This is a genomic window from Bacillus sp. 005/A4HT-01/001, from assembly GCF_004634445.1.
Lineage (GTDB): Bacteria > Bacillota > Bacilli > Bacillales > Bacillaceae > Bacillus > Bacillus altitudinis.
The window spans coordinates 70530-91954 of record NZ_SEIZ01000004.1 but is presented as its reverse complement, the minus strand read 5'-3'; the positions used below and the strand labels follow the sequence as shown (position 1 = coordinate 91954).

Annotated in this window: 18 protein-coding genes, 1 pseudogene and 1 riboswitch; of the genes and pseudogenes, 16 read left to right on the top strand and 3 right to left on the bottom strand. The window is 40.4% G+C overall.

What is annotated here, in order from left to right:
* Positions 1–9: 9 nt before the first annotated feature.
* Both ES896_RS13300 and ES896_RS13295 read right to left on the bottom strand, forming a co-directional pair.
* On the bottom strand, positions 10–306 hold the full coding sequence (locus tag ES896_RS13300; RefSeq protein ID WP_034664017.1) for a DUF3817 domain-containing protein: 297 nt from the start codon (positions 304–306) through the stop codon (positions 10–12).
* A 129-nt stretch (positions 307–435) separates the two neighbouring features.
* A complete protein-coding gene (locus ES896_RS13295) occupies positions 436–1110 on the bottom strand; it encodes a GntR family transcriptional regulator (RefSeq protein WP_167764459.1) in 675 nt (224 codons plus the stop codon).
* 153 nt (positions 1111–1263) lie between these two features.
* Between ES896_RS13295 and ES896_RS13290 the strand changes: the two genes are divergently transcribed.
* The 16 genes and pseudogenes from ES896_RS13290 to ES896_RS13215 all read left to right on the top strand — a co-directional run bounded on the left by ES896_RS13290 (position 1264) and on the right by ES896_RS13215 (position 21085).
* The gene (locus tag ES896_RS13290; RefSeq protein ID WP_135226870.1) at positions 1264–2091 is read left to right on the top strand and encodes an AraC family ligand binding domain-containing protein; all 828 of its coding nucleotides are present in this window, start codon (positions 1264–1266) and stop codon (positions 2089–2091) included.
* The gene (locus ES896_RS13285) at positions 2081–3013 is read left to right on the top strand and encodes a DMT family transporter (protein WP_135226869.1); all 933 of its coding nucleotides are present in this window, start codon (positions 2081–2083) and stop codon (positions 3011–3013) included. The genes ES896_RS13290 and ES896_RS13285 overlap by 11 nt, the downstream gene beginning before the upstream one ends.
* A gap of 99 nt (positions 3014–3112) precedes the next feature.
* The gene (locus ES896_RS13280) at positions 3113–4168 is read left to right on the top strand and encodes a tartrate dehydrogenase (protein ID WP_135226868.1); all 1056 of its coding nucleotides are present in this window, start codon (positions 3113–3115) and stop codon (positions 4166–4168) included.
* A 72-nt stretch (positions 4169–4240) separates the two neighbouring features.
* The gene (topB, locus tag ES896_RS13275; RefSeq protein ID WP_116307442.1) at positions 4241–6427 is read left to right on the top strand and encodes a DNA topoisomerase III; all 2187 of its coding nucleotides are present in this window, start codon (positions 4241–4243) and stop codon (positions 6425–6427) included.
* A 197-nt stretch (positions 6428–6624) separates the two neighbouring features.
* Positions 6625–7707, top strand: coding sequence for a glycosyl hydrolase family 8 (locus tag ES896_RS13270; RefSeq protein WP_116307444.1), 1083 nt, complete (start codon positions 6625–6627; stop codon positions 7705–7707).
* Positions 7688–8539 carry a GGDEF domain-containing protein gene (locus tag ES896_RS13265; RefSeq protein WP_025206779.1) on the top strand — a complete coding sequence of 284 codons (852 nt, stop codon included), beginning with the start codon at positions 7688–7690 and terminating at the stop codon, positions 8537–8539. The genes ES896_RS13270 and ES896_RS13265 overlap by 20 nt, the downstream gene beginning before the upstream one ends.
* Complete coding sequence (locus ES896_RS13260) at positions 8529–10244, top strand: DUF2334 domain-containing protein (RefSeq protein WP_135226867.1); 1716 nt, start codon at positions 8529–8531, stop codon at positions 10242–10244. Before ES896_RS13265 ends, ES896_RS13260 begins: the two co-directional genes overlap by 11 nt.
* A gap of 37 nt (positions 10245–10281) precedes the next feature.
* Positions 10282–11505, top strand: a complete 1224-nt coding sequence (locus ES896_RS13255) for a glycosyltransferase family 2 protein (protein ID WP_202394383.1) — start codon at positions 10282–10284, stop codon at positions 11503–11505.
* Between the two features lie 4 nt (positions 11506–11509).
* Entirely contained in the window at positions 11510–13591 is a 2082-nt protein-coding gene (locus tag ES896_RS13250) for a cellulose biosynthesis cyclic di-GMP-binding regulatory protein BcsB (RefSeq protein WP_135226866.1), read from the top strand.
* Positions 13592–13657: 66 nt separating this feature from the next.
* A riboswitch (cyclic di-AMP (ydaO/yuaA leader) is annotated at positions 13658–13805 on the top strand.
* Between the two features lie 112 nt (positions 13806–13917).
* The gene (locus ES896_RS13245; RefSeq protein WP_035703793.1) at positions 13918–15744 is read left to right on the top strand and encodes an APC family permease; all 1827 of its coding nucleotides are present in this window, start codon (positions 13918–13920) and stop codon (positions 15742–15744) included.
* A 70-nt stretch (positions 15745–15814) separates the two neighbouring features.
* Complete coding sequence (locus tag ES896_RS13240; protein WP_019743133.1) at positions 15815–17536, top strand: pyruvate oxidase; 1722 nt, start codon at positions 15815–15817, stop codon at positions 17534–17536.
* A 234-nt stretch (positions 17537–17770) separates the two neighbouring features.
* Positions 17771–19345, top strand: a complete 1575-nt coding sequence (locus tag ES896_RS13235; protein WP_135226865.1) for a T7SS effector LXG polymorphic toxin — start codon at positions 17771–17773, stop codon at positions 19343–19345.
* 20 nt (positions 19346–19365) lie between these two features.
* Complete coding sequence (locus ES896_RS13230) at positions 19366–19701, top strand: hypothetical protein (protein WP_046342710.1); 336 nt, start codon at positions 19366–19368, stop codon at positions 19699–19701.
* 268 nt (positions 19702–19969) lie between these two features.
* Complete coding sequence (locus tag ES896_RS13225; RefSeq protein ID WP_135226864.1) at positions 19970–20152, top strand: hypothetical protein; 183 nt, start codon at positions 19970–19972, stop codon at positions 20150–20152.
* Positions 20153–20223: 71 nt separating this feature from the next.
* Positions 20224–20669: pseudogene (locus tag ES896_RS13220) on the top strand (toxin-antitoxin system YwqK family antitoxin).
* A gap of 191 nt (positions 20670–20860) precedes the next feature.
* Positions 20861–21085 carry a hypothetical protein gene (locus ES896_RS13215; RefSeq protein ID WP_035704197.1) on the top strand — a complete coding sequence of 75 codons (225 nt, stop codon included), beginning with the start codon at positions 20861–20863 and terminating at the stop codon, positions 21083–21085.
* A 39-nt stretch (positions 21086–21124) separates the two neighbouring features.
* Here the strand turns inward: ES896_RS13215 and ES896_RS13210 are convergent, their stop codons facing one another.
* On the bottom strand, positions 21125–21388 hold the full coding sequence (locus tag ES896_RS13210; RefSeq protein ID WP_008346966.1) for a hypothetical protein: 264 nt from the start codon (positions 21386–21388) through the stop codon (positions 21125–21127).
* Between the last annotated feature and the right edge of the window lie 37 nt (positions 21389–21425).

Below are 21425 nucleotides of genomic sequence, written 5' to 3'. Positions count from 1 at the left end.
CCTTTTTGATTAAGCTTTTGTATCATATTGGCGGAGCACCTTATCGTAGGCGAAGTTACCGAAAGGAATGAAAGCCGCAAAAAAACCAGCGATGGACCATTTCAAATGCCAGCGAACTTTAAAGGTCACATATGCCAAAACGAGCATATAGATGACAAACAATGCGCCATGAAGAGAGCCTACAATAGTGACTGCCATCGGAATATCCGCAAAATATTTTAGAGGCATGGCAATTAAAAGAAGGGTTAAAAGAGACATACCCTCAATAAAACCCGCCTGTCTCAGACGGCTAATACTTGTATGCATATACAAATCCTCCTGTATAAAAGCTAGTTTCTCATCTTCTAATATAAACGAAAGATCGTCTGGACATGCTGAAATCTACGAAAAATTCAAAATATGTTCATGGAATGCTTAAAAAATGGGAAAAGTCCTTTACTCCTTGTTTGTTTCAGAGAGTACTTGCTTTAAGTGCATCACATCATGCAATAAATGCTCCGTCATTGCTTGAACGGCTTCTGTGGAGCGGCGCTTTTTTATTTTAGAATAGATGGCTGCATGCTCTCTTTGAATGGTTTCAGCACGAGCCCCGCCGCTAAAATGAAAAATGCGGCAATAGTGAATGAGTGCATTTACGTGATTCAATTGTTTGGATAAGCGGTCATTGTGACTCGCCAAAATGATTTTTTGGTGAAAGGCTTCATGTAACTGGACGATCTCTTTAGAGGGCAGCTGCTGCTTGATCGCTTCGTCCGCCTGCGTGAGAACCTGCTCAATTTCATCCATTTCTCTTTGCACGGCTTCCTTACAGGCAAGCTCAACAGCAAGTGTTTCTAAAGCTACCCGAATTTGATAAAGCTCCTCTACATCTTTTTCTGTTAACGTATAGACGGAATAGCCTGATCGATGATCCACGATTAAGAGCTCGTCTTTTTCTAACAGCCTCATCGCCTCTCTTACCGGTGATCGGCTTACGCCAAATTGTTTGGCAAGCTGTGTTTCATTGATGCGCTCTCCTGGCTGAAACTGGCCATCAAAAATCATTTGCTTCAGCTGTTCATAAAATTGTATGTGATACGGTGTTGGTCTTTCCATATCGAATGAATTCATGCCATCATTCCCTCTTTTATACATCATCTTTTGTCTCATGTTATCCAAGTTTTTCCCTCTAGGCAAGCCTGCATCAAAAAGTCAATATCGTACAATCCAAGAGAAAAGGGGTGTGCTACACTTATGATCAGTTCAGCGAAAAGAGGGATCGACATGAACACACAAGAGGAACGAACTGTACATTTTGATCAAGACTTACAAATAGAGGCATATCGCTTTCATGGCATCATGCAAAAGTTCCCGAATCATTTGCATACATATTATGTGATTGGATTTATTGAAGACGGTCAAAGACGTTTGGTCTGCCAAAATCAAGAATACATCATTGAAAAAGGTGATATCCTTCTTTTTAATCCGTATGATAATCACGCATGTGAACAAATTGATCACAGGACACTCGATTATCGCTGCTTAAATATTGAAGCAGGTGTGCTAGAGAAGGTCTTTCAGCACAAACCGCATTTTAAAGCCCCTGTGTTTTCACAAAGTGAACTAACAAAGCCATTATATGATCTACATCAAATGATCACAGAAGAAGCTCCTGCTTTGAATAAACAGGAAACCTTCTATTTCTTTATGAAACAATTGATTGAAGCCTATGCTGATACCTCAGAGGAAAAAGCATCAGCCACACGTGCCAACGAACAAAAAGTCCGAGACGTACAGCAATATATCGAAACACACCTCACGGAAAATATATCGTTAGATGACTTAGGCGAGCTTGTGTCCATGAACAAATATTCATTGCTACGTGCTTTTACAAAGTTTAGAGGCATCACGCCGTATCGTTATTTACAGACAGTCAGAGTGAACTTTGCGAAGGAGCTTCTCGCCCAAGGAGTGAAGCCTGTAGATGCGGCTGCCTCCGCTGGATTTTCTGATCAAAGTCATTTGAGTCATTTCTTTTCAGAATTTATTGGGCTCACGCCAGGGCAGTATCAGCAAATTTTTGTAAAGCAGGTAACAGCTGATGAAAAATAAACAGCTGCTCGGTCATTTAGCGGCCATGTTCACCATTTTTTTATGGGGATCTACCTTTATCTCTACCAAAATATTATTAACGGCTTTTTCTCCAACAGAGATTTTATTTTTCCGTTTTTTTATAGGGTATTTGGCTCTGATGATCATCTATCCGTTTACGATGAAGGTGCAAAGTAAAAAGCATGAAGGGATGTTTGCACTGGCAGGTTTATGCGGTGTGGTCTTATATTACTTTTTAGAAAATGTCGCACTTACTTATACGTTCGCTTCGAATGCAGGTGTCATCAGCTCCGTTGTCCCATTCTTCTCTTTTTTATTGGCTTATTTTTTATTAAAAGATGAGCCGCTGCACAGCCGGTTTTTCATAGGCTTTTTCATCGCGATGACGGGAATCGTGCTGATTAGCATGAATGGAATGACGACGTTTCAATTGAATCCACTCGGTGATGCCTTAGCATTAACAGCAACCATCGTCTGGGCATTCTATTCCATTTTATCGAAGATGATCAACCAATATGGCTACCATATCATTCAGGTAACAAGGCGTGTCTTCTTTTACGGACTGCTATGGATGATTCCACTGATCTGGCATTTTAAGGTTCGTTTAGACTGGGAGCGGTTGACCAATCCATCGTTTGCCTTCCACTTGCTGTTTTTAGGCGTCTTTGCATCTGCTATTTGTTTTCTGACATGGAGCTTTTCCGTGAAGACGATCGGTGTGGTGAAATCAAGTGTGTATATTTATGGAGTGCCTATTATCACGATGATCATTTCAATGATCGTTCTTCACGAGAGCTTGACCTTCATGTCTGGGCTTGGAACAGCACTGACCTTAGGAGGTTTGCTGCTTTCAGATAAAAAAAGTGCGGGAAGAAAGAAACAGAAGCCCCGTGTGCTGATGCAGGATAAAAAGGCGCTTTGATCAAAAAAAGCGTCTTTTGTCCATTGTAAGAACACGTACTCTTTAGTAAACTCAAATGAAACGGTCGACGGTCGACCAATAACAAAGGGGGAAAAATCAATGAAGCATGTTTCAATTGCAGCGATACCAGGTGACGGGGTTGGAAAGGAAGTTGTGCCTGAAGCTATTCGAGTTTTGAAAGCGGTATCAGATGTGCATGGCGGTCTGTCTTTCACCTTTCAGGACTTTCCGTGGAGCTGTGAGTATTATTTAGAGTATGGCGAAATGATGCCAAAGGATGGATTGGAACAACTAAAAGCCTTTGACAGCATTTTCTTAGGAGCAGTCGGAGATGCCAATTTAGTGCCGGATCATGTATCACTTTGGGGATTGCTCATTAAAATTAGACGTGAATTTGAGCAGGTGATCAACGTTAGACCGGCAAAACAGCTGAGCGGCATTCGCTCCCCGCTTGCTCACCCAAAGGATTTCGATCTTCTTGTTGTAAGAGAAAACGGTGAAGGTGAATATAGTGAAATTGGAGGCCGCATCTATCAAGGGGAGGATCAGCTTGCGATTCAAAATGCCGTCTTCTCTAGAAAAGGGACAGAACGTGCGATGCATTTTGCTTTTCAATTAGCAGAAAAGAGACGAAAGTATGTAACAAGTGCAACAAAGTCAAACGGCATCGTGCATACCATGCCATTTTGGGATGAAGTGTTTCAAGACGTCTCAAAGGACTACCCTAAGGTGGAGGCAGATTCTCAGCACATTGATGCGCTCTCAGCCTTCTTTGTCACAAGACCAGAGAAATTCGATGTCATCGTCGCCAGCAATTTATTTGGTGACATTTTGACGGATCTTGGTGCCGCCATAATGGGTAGTATTGGCGTCGCACCAGCAGCCAATATCAATGTAAATGGTAAATATCCATCTATGTTTGAGCCAGTACATGGATCAGCACCAGATATCGCTGGAAAAGGCATCGCGAACCCTATTGGACAAATCTGGACCGCTAAACTCATGCTTGATCATTTCGGAGAGGAAGAATTAGGCACACACCTTCTCGATACGATTGAATCTGTCACAGCAGACGGCTTTTTAACGGCAGATATCGGCGGAGCCTATCAAACACAAGAGGTCACAAACGAAATCATCAAACGATTGAAGAAATAATCCGTCATTAGAACCGCATCTCCACGTCTGCTATAATAAAAGGATGGATAGAAGAAAGAGATGTGAAATTTCGTGTCAAAAACAGTTGTGTTAGCAGAGAAACCTTCAGTAGGACGTGACCTTGCACGTGTGCTGAAGTGTCATAAAAAAGGAAATGGCTTTTTAGAAGGAGATCAATACATTGTGACATGGGCGCTTGGCCATTTGGTCACACTAGCTGATCCAGAAGGCTACGGGAAAGAATTTCAATCCTGGCGCCTAGAGGATTTACCCATTATTCCAGAACCACTCAAGCTTGTCGTGATGAAAAAGACAGGGAAGCAGTTTCAAGCGGTCAAAGCGCAGCTGGCGAGAAAAGATGTAAAAGACATTGTCATCGCAACAGATGCTGGACGTGAAGGGGAGCTTGTGGCAAGGTGGATTCTTGAAAAAGCCCATGTGAAAAAGCCTCTAAAACGTTTATGGATTTCGTCTGTTACAGACAAAGCCATTCAAGAAGGGTTCAAACGATTAAAAGACGGCAGAGAGTATGATAACCTGTATCGCTCGGCGGTTGCGCGTGCAGAGGCAGACTGGATTGTAGGAATCAACGCAACAAGAGCGCTGACAACGAAGTTCAATGCGCAGTTATCCTGTGGACGTGTGCAAACGCCAACGATTGCTATGATCGCCAAGCGAGAGGAAGACATTCAGCAATTCCAGCCGAAGTCGTTCTTTGGGCTGACGGCACAAGTAGACGGACTGACGCTGACTTGGCAGGATGCAAAGACCAAACAAAACCGTACATTCCAAGAGGATGTAGTGACGGAGCGCTTGGCAGCCTGTAAAGGAAAACCTGCAGTGATTGATGCACTGAAAAAAACAGCGAAAAAAGCCTTTGCTCCAGGATTGTATGACCTGACAGAATTGCAGCGTGATGCCCATAAACGCTACGGTTTTTCAGCAAAAGAAACACTGTCTACACTTCAGCGTCTGTATGAACAGCATAAGCTTGTGACGTACCCGCGTACAGATTCACGTTTTATTTCGGCAGATATCGTTCCCACATTAAAAGATCGACTCAAAGGAATGAACGTTAGACCTTACGCGCAGCATGTGAATCGCATTCTACAATCAGGCATTAAAGCACATAAAGGTTTTGTCAACGATGCCAAAGTGTCAGATCACCATGCGATCATTCCAACCGAGGAAGAGCTGTATCCGGGTGCATTAAGTGATAAAGAGCGTAAATTATATGACCTGATTGCCAAGCGATTCCTCGCTGTACTGATGACCCCTTTTGAATATGAGGAAACCACAGTGATCGCCAAGATCGGCAGTGAGACATTCACAGCGAAAGGAAAAATTGTGCAATCAGCCGGCTGGAAAGCCGTGTACGATGATTCCTATGAAGACGAGGAATCAGCTGAAGCAGATCAGCACTTGCCGGCATTAACAGAGGGGCAGTCACTTGACGTACGCCAATTAAAAGAGACAAAAGGCGAAACGAAACCTCCTGCTCGTTTTAACGAAGCGACCCTTTTATCTGCCATGGAGAACCCGTCTGCATTTATGGAGAACAAGGAAAAAGACTTAGTGAAAACCCTTGGCGAAACGGGTGGATTGGGGACAGTGGCAACTCGAGCTGATATCATTGAGAAACTGTTTAACAGCTTCTTAATTGAGAAAAAAGGCAAAGACATCTTCATCACATCGAAAGGGAAGCAGCTGCTTTCTTTAGTACCTGAAGATTTAAAGTCACCTGCGTTAACAGCGGAATGGGAACAAAAGCTTTCTAAAATTGCGAAAGGCCAATTGAAAGCTTCTCAATTCATGAGTGAAATGAAGTCATATGCAAAACAAGCCGTATCTGAAATCAAACAAACGAACCAAACCTTTAAGCATGACAACATGACAGGCACACATTGCCCTGACTGCGGAAAACTCATGTTAAAAGTGAACGGGAAAAACGGTACCATGCTTGTTTGTCAGGATAGAGAATGTGGACATCGAAAAAATGTGGCAAAGAAAACAAATGCACGCTGCCCGAACTGTCATAAAAAGCTTGAGCTACGAGGAGAAGGTGATGGCAAAATATTTGCCTGTGTTTGTGGTCATAGAGAGAAACTGTCTGTTTTCGAAAAACGCAAATCACAATCCAATCAAAAACGAGCCAGTAAGCACGATGTGTCTAAATATATGAAAAAACAAAAGAAAGTGGAAGAACCAATCAATAACGCACTTGCAGAACAATTGAAGAAACTAAAATTAGATCAATAGTTGTGTAAAAACCCATGTGAATTCGCATGGGTTTTTTGTTTGTTCGAGTATTTTGACATGTTGTTTTTCTGTAAATGGGAATATGTAAGCGAAAAGACTCGTAATTTGGTATAAAATATTTATTTTCATTTAAACAGAAACGCTCTATAATAAATCGTTAGATGCTTAGAGAGAATAAGGATTGAAAGGGGACACGAATGGATACACCCATATATCGTACAGCTATCGCTATACTCATTGTCATTCTACTAGGCGGATGTACCTGGAAACAGCAGCAACATTCAGCTCAACCAGAACCTGCAAAGCCAGTATTGTCAGGAGAGTACTTTATGACTCACCACTTAATGACAGACCAAGGCATGATTCGAACCTCGCTTGCGGAACAGCCTACTTACTTATCAGAATCGCTCGGACTTTGGATGGATTATCTTGTTAGAAAAAAAGATCAAACATCTTTTGATCAACAGGTAGACGTCCTGCGCACTCAATTCTTACTGGAACATGATCTTCTTAGCTGGCAAATCGAATCTCATCAAAAAAGCCAAGTCAATGCTTTAGTTGATGACTTACGTGTAGTAACAGCGCTTCAAAAAGCAGATCAATTGTGGCAGAAGTCAGTGTATCAAACCACAGCTAAAAAAATCGCAAAAGCGTTAAAAGACAAAAACATGTTCAAGGGTATGTTGACCGACTATTATGATGCATCGACAAAGCAAACTTCACACACAATCACACTTTCATATCTTGACCCAAAAGCAATCAAAGAACTAGTATCCCTCCACCTATTCACAGAACAAATGATGAACAACCAATTGGCCATTCTACAAAATGCACCGAGACAAAAAGGATTTTTTCCAAAATCCTATGACATAGCGAAGAAAGTCTACTCATTTGATCAGGAAATCAACTTGATCGACCAGCTTTATACGGCTCTTTATGCCGAACGTGCACAGGTTGATACAACAGTCATCATGAAATGGCTGAAAACCAACTTCCAAAAGGAAGGAAAACTGTATGGACGATATAAACTGAGCACATTACAGCCAGCAGTGACGTATGAATCGCCTTCAGTCTATGCACTGGTGATCTTATATGCACTCAAACAAGGAGAAGATGATTTTGCAAAAGACGTCTATCACCGAATGAAAGAGCTGCAAATCCAAGATCCTCTCAAGCCTTATTACGGAGGCTATATGAACGAAAAAGATACACACTCATTTGATAATTTATTGCCTCTAATTGCAGAAAGGGAGCTTCTAAATGAAAAGGTTATTCAGTAACACCTATCGCACGTATTATACGCTGCTCCTCACGTTTGCGGGACTCATTTTATTTATGGGCTACTTGAATGGACGTGATGCGGAGAGTGTCATGATCATCACACTCACATTTGTCGTGATAGGATGCGGTATTTTATTTGGTATTTTGCCAGCATTGGTTTTTACTTTGTTGATTTTGTTCTTTATAGGAAGCGGGATGTTCTTTACAGAGCTCGGTCACACAAATTCACTCTTTTCTAATCAAACGTTGCAAGATGTCGTGATATGGGGCGTGGCGCTTCTCTTTTTTGCTATTTCTGCTGGAAACGTGCATGAGCGAATAAAAACGATGCGTCACACCATTGACCAACAAAAGAGGGCCATCAAACAATTTGTAGCGATTGACTCAACCACAGGCTTTGACAATGCAGAGCGGATGAGGCTCGAGTTATCTGAGGAAATGAAACGAGCAGAACGATACAAACAGCCATTCGTCTTTATCCTTCTTCATATGCACTACTCAGCGGAATTCAAAACATTATATGGAGAAAAAGAAATGCAGCATCTTTTCCAGCAACTCAGTATGAAGATTCGCGAAAGTGTGAGAGAAACCGATAAGAAATTTCGATTATCCGAAGAACGAATCGGGCTGCTGCTCACTCACACACCTGCAGAAAACGTCTCGATCGTTCTTGAAAAGCTAAAGGATAAACTGCAAACGCATGTCCTGCTAAATGGTCGTGAAGTGACCTTAACTTTTCATGTCTGTCATTTAACAAGCAGCTCGGACTATCGGACACCAGAGCAATTTTTAGAAGAACTAGAAAACGAGATGATGATGAATGAACTTTAATGTTTTGACGAAATGTTGTTTGTTAATCGTTCTTTTTTCTATGCTTTCGATCAAAGATAGTACATCAGCCGGTGCACTTGAGAAAGAGCCAAGTACCCTTATTATCTATTCCACACAATCAGGTGAGACAACGCCAACTGTTCATATGCTTGATGTACTTGTGGGGCATTTTTCCACACGAACGACCATTTTATCTGATGAACAAATCACTGAAAAGAACCTCAATGACTCTCAGCTAGTTATCTATATAGGTGAAGAAAAGAGAACGTTGAAAGCACAAACCATTCGTCTTATAAACGAATCAAAACGCTTAATCGCAATAGGATACAATGCGGAACAGCTTCGCCCATTCTCCAAGCTTACTTTTCACAAACAAGATCACATCAGTCAAATCAAAGATACTGATGATCAAGAATACCGTCAGCTAGAGAGAGGAATCACAGCTCAGACGGTTCAAGGGACAGATCTGCAACGTACATTCTTATTGAAGAAAAATCAAGCTGAACAGCCATTTGTGATTCAAACAAAAGAAGGTGCGGCATATGTCGGAATGCTAAATATGCTTCAGCACGACAAGCTTCTTGCAGAGGTGCTGGAAAGTCTCCTGCCGGCTTCTAATCAAACGACGACAAAGTACTTACAGATTAGGAAGATTAACCCCGTCACGGATGAGAAGAAGTTACTTGAACTTGGACGATACGTAACAGCTCGCCATATCCCTTTTCTGCTGGCGGTGACCCCTATATGGATTGATCCAGCAACAGGGGATGAAGTGACGCTGAGTGACCGACCTAAACTTGTCCACGTGTTAAAACAATTGCAAAGCAATGGAGCTAGTGTCGTTCTTCATGGGTTTAGCCGTACGTATCGAGCGGAGGAGTCGGGGAAAGGCTTTGAATTTTGGGATGTCAAGTACGATCAGCCCGTTACGTCAAATGAACCAGAGAAAGCTGATCAGCAGCTGAACAAAAGCTTTTTTCCAAATGAAAAAGATTTTAATGCGTATATCACATCCAATCAACATCAAGAAGCCATCTATACAGAAGAAAAGCTGACAAAAGGCATTGAACTGCTCACGCAGCAGGGGTTATATCCACTTGCATTTGAAGTGCCAAATGACGCCATTTCCCTGCAAGGCTATGAAGTGATTTCCCGCCATGTGTCCAGTCTATTTGGACAGGTGCAGCTCTCAGACCGTACATGGAAAACAAGAAGTGCATCACCGTTTTTGTCGACACCCGCCATGCTTCATGGCATGACTTTATATCCTGAACAGTCTATAGATACAGCGTCTGACCAAGAAGGTGCAAACATACTGACTGAGCAAACAATTCAATCCATGCAGCATATCCAATCCGCCGCCATTGGGCTGTCCTATGATGTGGAAGCGGGGATAGATGGGCTACAAGATGTAATCACACAAATGGATGCGATCCCTTCTAGTGAATGGCTAGATTTAAAGAAAACAAAACAGATTGTTCAAACTCAGAATGTCCAGATCAAAACAACAGGAAATGGACATATTCAAATAGAGCAATCCAATATAGCCGAACCAAAAACAAACAAACGAAGCGGGATGGAAAATATGCTTCGAATACTCACAATGGTGGTGCTGCTCTTTATTGTGGCATTTGCTTTTTACACATTGTATTTAAGGCTGACGATGAAAAAACGGATCTTTAAGGAGAGAAAATCAGGTGGCTGATATCTTATTTTACCTATCATTAATACTGATTTGGATCATGCTCCTATATCATATGTTTCTGATGCAGGGAGGCTTTCAGCACTATTTAACTTACGAAAAAGTGCTGCCTAAATGGACGAAACAAGGGAAAGATCTGCCGACCGTCAGCATTCTCATTCCAGCACATAATGAAGAAGTGGTCATTCGTCAGACGCTAAAAGCCATGGTCCAGTTATCCTATCCCAAACACCTTCTTGAAATCATTGTGATTAATGACAATTCCTCTGATCGTACAGGGGAGATTGTGCAATCATTTAGTGAGCAATACGATCATGTTCATATGATTGAAACAAAGCCGCCATTTGCAGGGAAGGGGAAATCTACTGCACTGAATGAGGGCTTAAAGGCTTCGACAGGAGACGTTATTTGTGTATACGATGCAGATAATATGCCTGAAAAGAAAGCCGTCTACCATTTGGTTCTTGGATTATTGAATGATCCTAAAGCAGGTGCTGTTGTCGGGAAATTCAGGGTCATTAATGCAGCCAAAAACCTCCTGACCAAATTCATTAATATTGAAACCATTTGCTTCCAGTGGATGGCGCAAGGCGGGAGATGGAAATGGTTTGGCATTGCGACAATACCAGGCACCAACTTTGCGATCCGCAGGCACATTTTAGAAGAGCTTGGCGGCTGGGATGTCCATGCACTAGCTGAAGACACTGAATTAACGATTCGTGTGTATAACCTGGGCTATGTGATTCGGTTCTTTCCTGCAGCGATTACATGGGAACAAGAGCCTGAAACATGGAAAGTCTGGTGGCGGCAACGAACACGCTGGGCTAGAGGCAACCAATATGTTGTGCTCAAATTTTTAAGACAGTTTATGAAATTAAAACGAAAACGAATGATTTTCGATTTATTTTATTTTTTCTTTACGTATTTCTTATTTTTCTTTGGTGTACTGCTCTCCAACGGCATTTTTATCGTAAACTTATTCGTTGATCTTCACTTATCTGTTGGAGCTGTGGCACTCATCCTATGGGGGTTAGCCTTCTTCCTCTTTTTAACAGAAGTGATGATTACGTTAAGCATAGAGAAAACAGAGCTGACCAAACAAAACATTCTCATTGTCGTTCTCATGTACTTTACCTATTCCCAAGTATGGATTGCGCTTGTTGTGTACTCCTTATGTGTAGAGGTGAAAAGCCGATTATTGAAACAAGAAGTGAAATGGTACAAAACCGAGCGTTACAATCAACAACAAAAGAAAAGCGGGTGACATATTGAAATCGTTAAAATGGTTGATTTATATATTAGGATTATCCTTAGCGATCCAGCCTTTTTTCATGGCAGGTCAAGCAATGGCGCAATCCAACCGAGTTCAAGTCAAAGATGAGTGGATTCATTCTTCAAAAGAAAGCAAAACAAAAACGCAGCATCTATCAGAAGACGTAGTGACCTTATATGGACAAGAAGACCGCACTGAATTTACCTATCAAGTGGATCAGGAAAAAACAGAGTCAAGCACATTGACGTTCAATATAGAGGCTTCACCATTATTGATTTCACCTTCCTCATTCACTGTTATGATTGATGGAGAGATCGAAAAGACCATCCCTGTATCAGGGAAAAACCAGAAAAAGTCGATTCAAATCAAGTTGAACAAAGCACAATTGAAAAAAGGTACTCACCGCATTCAGGTCACATTTTATGGTGTTTTAAAAGAAGGCGTGTGTATCAACCAAGAGACACCTGCTAATTGGCTAAAAGTGTATCCTGAAAGTGAACTTACATTCAAAGGAATCCAGACAAAAGATTTCACATTAGATAGCTTTCCATCACCTTTTATTCAAACAGGTGATCAGAAAGAACAGACAGACATTGTAATTCCTAATTCACCGGATGCAACTGAATTAGAAGCAGCCATCAAAGTATACCGTACGTTGAAAAACAAAGATCGCCAAAAAGAGATCAAACTTATCCAAGAAAAGGACATCAAGCAAGTGGTTCATCCAACGATTGCTGTGGGAGCTATAGGAAGCTGGGATGGACGGATGAAAACGATTGAACAAGCTGCAGGAATTAAAACGAAAAGCAGTCATCTTACGTTAGCGATGAGAACTTTGACAGCAAAGAAAACAGAACAGCCCATTTTATTTGTGACAGCGGAAAAGCCTGTGACAATCGCTGAAAAAATCAATGTTCTGACTCAGTCAGAATTAACGGATCAACTGACTGGAACAGACCTAGTGCTTCAAAAGGCTGCAGCTCAAACGTCTAAACCATCTCACAAGATTCGTTTGAAAGATTTTGGCGGAGATGATGTCACGGTTGGGACCAACAAGACGGCATCCGACCACTACTATTATCCGAAAGCGCTACTGGCTAACCAAAAATCAGGTGCAAAGCTCAATCTTTCATTCAAAAAATCTGATACAGCGGCAAGCAAAACAGAACGGTTAACTGTTATGATCAATGACGAACCGCACGACGTACCATTAGCAAAACTAGGCAGCAAAGATGCGAATGGATTCTATCATGTCTCGATTCCAGTAGATTCAAAGATACTTCAAAAAAATGAATATATTGATTTGCAATTTGTCACAAGTGGTTTTAAAAACATGGAATCCTGCAGACATACGGATGAAGAAGGCTGGATATTCATTGACAAAAATAGCTCTTTACAAATACCAGAAGGAACAACGAGTGAAAAGCCAGATTTAGCCGCATGGCCGCTCCCGTTCACTTCGAAAAATACATTGATCATCATACCAGATCAAATCAAACGTGAAACAATCAATCAAATGGCCATGGTGACGGAATCTTTTAGTCAGCCAGAAGTGGCTCAATATCATTTAATGAAAGCTTCTCAAGTGACAAATGAACAATTGAAAAATCACCCTCTCATTTTTATCGGAGGTATTCAGACTTTCTCTCTTCTGAAAGAAAAAGCAGCCGATCTCATTGTTCCGGTGAAAAAGGATCAATATGATGTATCTTCTTTCGGCATGATCAACGAAACAACGGCTCGAATTGTATGGACGCAGCCATCTGTTTGGAATAAAAAACAGACAATGACAGTCTTTTCAGGAATGACTGCAACTGAAGCTAACGTGTCAAATGAAGTCATGCAATTTCTTCAAACAAATACAGAAAAAGCAACAGTTGCAATAGAGAGTAAAAACAAAGGTGTGTTTACTAATCATCAATCCGTCAGTAGCACATCGAGCAGTATGAAAACAAGTGAAAAACAAAGTAGCGGCGAGTCTTGGATTTACTTTGCGTGTATCGCTGCACTCATCCTTTTTGTGCTTGTGATGATTGTCTATTTCGTACGAAAAAACCGTAAAAAGACTGAGTTCTAAACGATCAAAAGACCTTGAAAAAATCTCTTTACTTTGGTGTCAAACGGGAGTATGATCTCTTTTATAAAAGACCAATCGCTGAATCATTTCGATGAGCGGGGGAACCAATTGTGGTGGTATAAAACACCACGTGGGGTGAATCCTTTTAAGGTAGGGCAAAATCTCATGCGCCCGAATCCGTCAGCTAACCTCGTAAGCGTTAAAGAGAGCAAAGACCAACCTGTGATCTAAACAATAGGCACAGGGGCATTCTATTGCCTCTGTGTCTTTTTGGCGATCCAAATTTTGTAACTTAAATCGTTTGACACTAAAGGAGCGGGCAACACATGTACAGTTTGATGAAGCGTATTTTAATTGGTAAACCATTAAAATCACAGGCAGCAGGAGAACAAAAACTATCAAAAATCAAAGCTTTGGCATTATTGTCATCAGACGCATTGTCGTCAGTCGCATACGGTACAGAACAAATCTTGATTGTTCTATCAGTTGTTAGTGCGGCAGCGTTTTGGTACTCACTCCCGATTGCAGGTTGTGTATTAATTCTTTTAATGGCGTTAATTCTATCTTATCGCCAGATTATTTATGCTTATCCAGAAGGCGGCGGGGCGTATGTCGTCTCCAGCAGAAACTTAGGTGAAAAACCAGGGCTGGTTGCAGGCGGATCATTACTCGTCGATTACATTTTAACCGTAGCAGTGAGCATTTCTGCTGGGACCGATGCGATCACATCGGCTTTTCCAGCTCTATATCCATATCATGTCATGATCTCAATCGTATTAGTCCTAGTGATTATGGTGTTAAACCTTCGTGGACTGACAGAGTCGGCTTCTATTTTGGCTTATCCTGTGTACCTATTTGTCTTTTCATTGCTCATTTTAATTGGGGTGGGCGGGTTTAAACTATTAACTGGGCAAGTGCCGCCAGCACCTGAACATACAGCATTTGGCACACATGTATCAGGCATCACGTTATTTCTTTTACTAAAGGCATTTTCGTCTGGCTGTTCTGCTTTAACTGGTGTTGAAGCGATTTCTAATACAATTCCATCCTTTAAAAAACCAGCTGCACAAAATGCAGCGAGAACTTTATTGATGATGGGTGGATTACTGGCCGTTCTATTTGTAGGAGTGACATTGCTTGCGTTTGGTTTTGGCATCTCGCCAAAGCCAGAAGAAACGGTTGTGTCACAAATTGCATCAGACACATTTGGACGGACATTTTTCTACTATGTCATTCAAGCTGTCACAGCATTAATTTTAATATTAGCGGCAAACACAGGCTTTTCAGCTTTTCCATTATTGGCTGTCAACTTAGCAAAAGATAAATATATGCCGCGCATGTTTACAGTGAGAGGAGATCGGCTCGGTTATTCTAATGGTATTATCTTTTTAGGTGTAGCTTCTATGTTGCTCATTTGGCTATTTGATGGGAAAACGGAACACCTCATTCCACTTTATGCTGTCGGTGTGTTTATTCCATTTACCTTGTCTCAGACAGGTATGTGTGTAAAGTGGATTCGTGAAAAACCACAGGGATGGAAAGTGAAAATGCCTATCAATATCGTGGGAGCACTTATTTCATTTACGGTTTTCATGATTCTCATTTTGACCAAGTTCCATCTTGTATGGCCAGTATTTGTTTTCATGCCAATTGTTCTATTTATTTTTTATTCTATTAAGAAACATTATCTGTCTGTTGGAGAACAATTACGTTTATTGAATGAAACCGAGCCTGTCGAAATCAAAGGAAATGTGGTCATCGTCCCAATAGCAGGTGTCACACGTGTCGTCGAACAATCTGTGCAATATGCAAAATCCTTATCAGACCAGGTCATAGCGGTTCATGTATCGTTTGATAAAGAGAAAGACAAGAAAATTGAAGCTGATTGGGAAAAGCTGAATAGTGATGTGCGTCTGGTGATTTTACATTCGTCTTATCGAAGTCTCATTCACCCGCTTGATAAATTTCTTGAAACGATTGAAGCGAAAGCAAATGCACATCAATATAGAGTGATGGTGCTCGTTCCTCAATTTATTCCGAAAAAAAGATGGCACACCATTTTGCATAATCAATCTGCTTTCTTATTAAGATTCCGTTTATTATGGAAACGGGATATTGTTGTCGCCACTCTTCCATATCACTTTAAAAAGTAGCAAGAGCAAGTTGAAACGTTTGATCAAAAGGGTGCGGTGGTATGGAGTAAGAAAAAAGGAGTTTTCTCACATGCCGCAAAGAACCGCAGGAAAAGAAGTAACAGCGCTACTGGAAGAGTGGGGCGTGAAACATATTTATGGAATGCCTGGCGACAGTATTAACGAATTAATCGAAGAACTAAGGCATGAATCAAGCAAAATTCAATTTATACAAACAAGACATGAAGAAGTGGCAGCACTTTCAGCAGCAGCTGATGCGAAACTAACAGGCAAACTTGGAGTTTGTTTATCAATTGCTGGGCCAGGTGCTGTCCACTTATTAAATGGACTATACGATGCAAAAGCGGACGGTGCACCTGTATTAGCGATAGCAGGGCAGGTTGCCTCAACTGAAGTAGGCAGAGATGCATTTCAAGAAATCAAATTAGAGCGGATGTTTGACGATGTTGCTGTCTTTAATCAGCAAGTACAGACAGCAGAAGCTCTGCCTGACTTATTGAATCAAGCCATCAAAGCTGCTTATACCCATAAAGGGGTGGCGGTTCTCACTGTCTCAGATGATTTATTTTCTCAGAAAATTAAGCGGAGTCCCGTTTATACATCACCTCTTTATGTAGAGGGAGATGTGCGGCCGAAGAAAGATCAACTGCTAAAGGCTGCTCAACTCATTAACAATGCGAAGAAGCCAGTCATCTTAGCAGGAAAAGGATTAAGAAATGCTAAAGAAGAACTTCTTTCGTTTGCAGAAAAGGCAGCTGCACCGATCGTCATTACACTTCCTGCAAAAGGTGTTGTTCCAGACAGGCATCCATACTTTTTAGGGAACCTAGGTCAGATCGGGACGAAGCCTGCATATGAAGCGATGGAAGAGTGCGATTTATTAATCATGCTTGGAACCTCCTTCCCATATAGGGATTACTTACCGGAAGACACACCTGCCATTCAATTGGATATCAAACCGGATCAGATCGGTAAAAGATATCCAGTAGAAGTGGGGATTGTAAGTGACAGTAAGACTGGTCTTCATGAACTAACCTCTTATATTGAATATAAAGAGCAGCGCGGTTTCCTTGAAGCTTGTACAGAGCATATGATGAAGTGGCGAGAAGAAATGGATAAGGAAAAATCTATTGCCACATCACCGCTTAAACCGCAGCAAGTCATCGCTAGATTAGAAGAAGCGGTAGATGATGATGCCATACTTTCAGTTGATGTCGGTAATGTGACGGTATGGATGGCACGTCATTTCGAAATGAAACAGCAGGATTTCATTATATCCAGCTGGCTTGCCACAATGGGTTGTGGTTTACCTGGCGCAATATCAGCTAAATTAAACGAACCAAACCGCCAAGCCATTGCTGTCTGTGGTGACGGAGGCTTCACAATGGTGATGCAAGATTTTGTGACGGCAGTAAAATATAAACTGCCAATTGTCGTTGTGATCTTAAACAACAACAACCTTGGTATGATTGAATATGAACAACAGGTAAAAGGCAACATCAACTATGGTATAGAGCTGGAAGATATTGATTTTGCAAAATTTGCAGAAGCATGTGGCGGTAAAGGAATCTCGGTGTCATCACATGAAGAGCTAGCACCAGCCTTTGATCAAGCACTTCAAGCTGAGAAACCTGTGATCATTGATGTTGCAGTGACCAATGAACCACCGTTACCTGGTAAAATCACTTACACACAAGCAGCGGGCTTTAGTAAATATTTATTGAAAAAATTCTTTGAAAAAGGTGAGCTGGATATCCCTCCACTCAAGAAAAGCCTTAAACGCTTTTTCTAAACAGCAGGTAGTCGGTCTTCCAATTAGGGAGACTGACTTTTTTTGTTGAATAGGTAAAATCATTTCAATTATCACTTGTTTTCTGCTGTATAAAAATATACATACTGGATTTTTTGTAACTTAAAGCCTATTTTTCCAATTCAGTGAGAAAGGTAAAATAGACTTTATGATCAATAATGGAGGGAGTGGCTTAATCTGGGCAAGATACTTGATGCAAAAGCACTAACCAGTGCCATGGATACAAGGGCAAAACACTATCAGGAACTCCGCGAACAAATGATAGATTTAAAAAAGGCACTTCAAGGTGTTGCCAATCTCGGTGACGACTTCACTGGAAAAGGTGCCGATAACATTAAAAGCTTCTACAAAGAACTCGCCGGAAATGTGGACATGTTTATTCGCTTCATTGATAAACAAAAAGCCTTTCATGAAGGTGTTTCTGGGACACTTGATGATACAAACTTTGGCGGCGACACCTTTGTAGAAGAACACTTTTTAGACAACGCTGTACATATGGGAATCAAAAATGCCAAAAGTATTGTAAAGGATCAAAAAAATGCTCTCAAAACCATTTTTCAAGATATTGATGACCTCATTTCTCTGGAGGTATTTGATAGTAAAACCTTTGACGAAAAGATTGCAGATGCGGAAGATGAACGCAAGAAAACGGTTAAAGATTTAATAGAACTTGATCAAAATCTAAAAGATGAATATGCTTTGTCAGAGACTGAGGAGAAGGCTACAATGGCATTGTACGCAGAAATGATCAATGCCACAAATGACGGAAAATCCATTTCGCCTATGAATTTTGACAAGAAAGCGTATCAAAATAGCGAAATCTACAAGGCAAAAAGCGATATTGAGAAGCAAACTTCTGAATATCTAAAAATCAAAAAAGATCAAGAAGAAGCCCGCAAGATCGCAAAGGAACAAGAAGCGCTCGCCAACCGTCCGTGGTATGAAAAAGCCCTTGATTACGGTGGGAATATCGTTAATGAGCTGACAGGCGTGAACGATGCAAAACGTGCCGCAACAGGTGTCGATCCGATCACAGGTGAAGAACTCACCGCAGGACAGCGAGTCGCCGCAGGCGGCATGGCAGCAGCAGGCTACATCCCGATCGTCGGCTGGGCAGGACGTATTTTCAAAGGCGGTAAAGCCGTTTATAAGACGACTCAAGCCACGTCCGCCGCAGTCAGAGCAGTAGACATTTACAAGACATCACAGAAGTCTTTTGACGCCCTGAAAACATCACAAAAAGGCTTATATGGCCTCACCGCAACTAACGGCTTCAGCGAAGCGATTACAGGTCGAGATATGTTTGGAAATAAGATCTCGAAAGAACAGCAGGAAGCGAGTATGAATGCAGCTCTGGGGATGCTTTTACCGTTTGGGGCGAAAGGGTTTCATGGGAAGATGGGGATTAAGGGTGCTGAAAAATATAATACCCATACGATGAAACACATTTATCATGGTGAAATTAATAAAAGAGGAAAAGCAGTTGGTTATCATCATGAAAGTATGCAAGGTGGTAAGATTATTCCAGGAAGTGAAAGTTTACCTGATAAAAACGGTATTTATAGAGCTAAAGTTGAAATTGAAGGAGTTGAAAAAGTAGCTAAATCAAGTTTCTTTCCTAAGGAATGGAACCGCATTGATGTGTTAAAAGCTATCGATGAAGCTTACCAAAATAAACAACAGATAGGTCCTAATAAATTTAAAGGTATAACATCATCAGGAATTAAAATAGAAATGTATTTGAAAAAAGATGGATCAATAGCTACAGCATATCCATTATATAAAAAATAATATGAAGGTGATTAACTTATATGAGATATCCATATGAATTTAAGGAAGACCAATTTGGTGATTTAGCAATCATACTACCCGAAGAAATAAGTATTTTCTCAGATTTTATACAAGATATTTCATCGATAGAAGAAGTGGATGAATATATAGGATATATTCAAAATGTTATAGATGGAGTATATGAGAAATTTGAAATTACATTGAATGCTACCAGTGTAAATATTAAAAAAGATGAGACAGTAGTTGAACATCATTATAGGATTGAAGAACCTCTTGAAAATAAAATTGAAACGAAGGAATTCATAGAATTGTTGTTAATTTGGAGAGAGAAAATACCGGAAATATTCGAAGGTTAAACATCATTGTCGAGACTGAAAAATAAAAAGCACTTTATTGTTATTCAAGGCAAAAAGTGCTTTTTGTTATGAAATAAAACTTTAGATAATTGTCTAAAAAAGAAGTTGCCAAAAATGATCCCAAAAAGAATAACAAGAAGCTCAGTCTACCGTTTTTGGTATGAAAAAGCACTCGATATATGGGAAATAATTTTAGATGACTCCGTGGAGACAGCTTACTACCATTAATAAAGAAAGCTGTGTATATGCCTTGAAAGGAGACATGATGATGTTAAGAGTAACAGAATATAAAGACAGTCAGCCTATAAATATTGAAAATGATCTTTATACACCGATTAATATAGAGTTCGGTAATTGGAATATATCAAAAGAGCCAACGATATATTGGAAAACTGAAGATTTTAAGAAATTCCTAATTAAAATAGGCATAATGAAGGGTCTCTGTGCTTAAAGCGAACAGAATATTTTATCTGAACGCTCTAAAATAATAAATATGAAAGTTATAAAATGAAAGGAGTTTACATGATGGATGATATTCTGACAAAAAAATAACTATAGAAAGTGGTACGGAGTTTGAAAAATCTCTAGAATATGGAGGACCCTACGAGCTAGCAATTGTAGAATTTACTAAAGAAGGAGAAGAAAAACTTTTTACAGGACTAGCCTATGATTTATATGAAAATGGAAATATTGAAAGTTATTTCTATGTAGAGCAAGCTGTTAAGCAGGGAAAGTATGTTGAATTTTACTCAAATGGAAATGTGAAAAAAATAGGTAATATGAATAAAAGTGCTGCAGACGGATATCAAGTCGAGTTTTTTGAAAATGGAAATAAAAAGTATGAATCTGAATATATAGCTGGTCGGAAAATGACTTATATAAAGTACGATGAAAACGGAAGTATTGTAGAGCAAAAAACAGAGCCTGATGAATCTGATTTAAAATACGTCGAAAAATTCAATGGTTAATAAGGAAAAATAAATTCGAATAATGATTGAAATAATTGGAGTAATATTAATCTGTCTCAAAATACAGAGAAGGCTTATATATAAAATGTGATAAAATTTATTAATCTTGACTACTGTTCCCTGTAAGATATGCAGATATCGAGACACGCATTATTCGAAATGAGCTATTAACAAAAAAGGGGAATCAACCAATGCTATGGATTTTCACACAAAACGAACAAAGTTTCGTTAATGTTCACGAAGTCACAGTAACCGGTAAAAAGATTGAAGGGTCTATCGCAGGCGGCGATTCTTGGGTCAAGACGCTCGGCAAGTATGACTCAAATGATCGAGCGTCAGAGATCCTTCAAGACATTGTGAAAGTAATTGAAAAAAACCCAAATGGTACGATGACCTATCGAATGCCTCAGCAGTAAAAAAGAAACCACCTTTCCATAGCGAAAAGGTGGTTTTGTTTATGAAGGTGTTTTGGTAAAGGCTAAAAATAACGGAATGCCTGTGCCGACAAGTGTTGTGGCAAATAGGAACATACCGCAAATGAATAGAAAATGACTGGCTGAAAAGACGAGTGCCAGAATGAGAAATACGATGCTGAGTCCTGCCATGCTATATGATGGGACAAAGCGGCGTTTGTATGTGGCTTTCTTTGTTAGGAATGAGAAGAAAATGCCAAATAATAAAGGGACAATCCATAAGTAAAATAAAATAATAAGAGACATACATCATACCTCGATTTTTTCCTTCTATTTTATCAGA